Below are 1,451 nucleotides of genomic sequence, written 5' to 3'. Positions count from 1 at the left end.
CTCCATACGTTCAAACTCAGAGACATCGGGAGATTTAGCAAGAATTAATCTTTTTACAGCTTCGATAACCGTATTTTCATAAAAACCTCCATTCACAATATTTTACCTTCTCCATAATCAACTCTAATTACTGGATATATATACCCGTTATCTTTCAAGTTGCCTCTTTGTTGGCTGCACTCACTCACCCCGGTCACCAGGGCGGGATTCCACTTTGTATTTAATTTAATCAAAGAGAAGCTGGCTACGAAATTCTCCTGACCAAGTCGCTCTTCGACGTTTCGCTGCTTGACTATCTTTTATACTCGTATTTTGTTTAATCACATTTAATGCTATTCGATTAAAAAGAGCCATTTGTGCTGCACCATCAGGATCTTTAAGCGAGATAGCATCTTCCCGAAAGATGACGTCTAAAACCCAGTGTAGCTCATTTTCCACTGACCAATGCTTTCTTATTGCCGTGGCAGCCCGCTCCACATCTAAAGGCAACGAACTCACATACCAGCGTGAATCACGATGGGCTGGTTGGCCTTTCACACTGCGTTCACTGACCACTTCGATAACAGACTGTATTGATGGCCATTTTTCCTGAAGTGCTGCTGGCAATGCCGCACGAATTTGCATAACATGACGGAATTCTGTCCGTCCATGCCCCTTGCTTTTCTCCGTAAACTCAGCCAGTTCGTCGTTATCATAATGCGCCGCAAAATGCGATTTAACAAACCCAGAGAGCGTTTTTTGATTCCCTTTGACGCTAACAATAAAATCGCCGCCTCGTTGGGTAATTAACTCAAGGGTTTCCTTCTGACAATGCAGGGCATCCAGCGTGACAATCGCCCCATCAAGCGCCAATAATTCAATCAGTTGTCTTGCAACAGGGCCTTCCTGACCTTTACTTTCGGCTGCCCGATGGTACAGGGCAACACCCGATTCCACATCATAAGCACTGACCACATGCAGGGCTTCAAACAAGGTTCCTTTACAAGTCCCCCTCATTGTTTTTCCATCAATGGCGATGAGACTTTTTCCGGCTTTAACCCGGCGTCGGTTGATCCAGGCATAAAAGGCTTCGACCAGTGCATCTTGTTCTATCATTTTGATAATATTCGCAATACAGTGGCGGCGAGGAATACCGTGAGTAAAGTTGGTATATTGTTTAAGCCACTCGAATTGTATCTCACCAAATTCCTGGATTGATTTCCAGCCAGAAGCCCCACATAACACAGCAGAAAAAGCTAAAAAAATCACATCCATTAATTCATGTTTTTTATTGATGTCAGAACGTGGGTCATCTATCTTGCTGATAAAGTTGAAAATACTCATTATTAAGATCACGCTTTTATAGAATAGAGAGATCTTAACGTTTTAATGAGAGAAGTGGCTATAAAAAGTTATATTTTGGTCTTTATTTAACCCAAATAACCTTGTTAAAATTGTGAGATCTTGCCCTG

General features: G+C 42.2%; 1 protein-coding gene. It reads right to left on the bottom strand.

The genetic code is table 11. The features are described 5' to 3' along the window. Window positions 1–225: 225 nt before the first annotated feature. A complete protein-coding gene (locus D3222_RS24550) occupies window positions 226–1,323 on the bottom strand; it encodes an ISAs1 family transposase (RefSeq protein WP_118988348.1) in 1,098 nt (365 codons plus the stop codon). Window positions 1,324–1,451 lie beyond the last annotated feature (128 nt).

This window comes from Photorhabdus sp. CRCIA-P01 (assembly GCF_003545805.1).
GTDB lineage: Bacteria > Pseudomonadota > Gammaproteobacteria > Enterobacterales > Enterobacteriaceae > Photorhabdus > Photorhabdus antumapuensis.
This window is presented reverse-complemented; position numbering and strand designations above follow the sequence as displayed.

What these genes read in the sequence shown, in the direction of transcription:
- D3222_RS24550 (WP_118988348.1), bottom strand. Translation starts at nt 1,323, where the DNA reads ATGAGTATTTTCAACTTTATCAGCAAGATAGATGACCCACGTTCTGAC.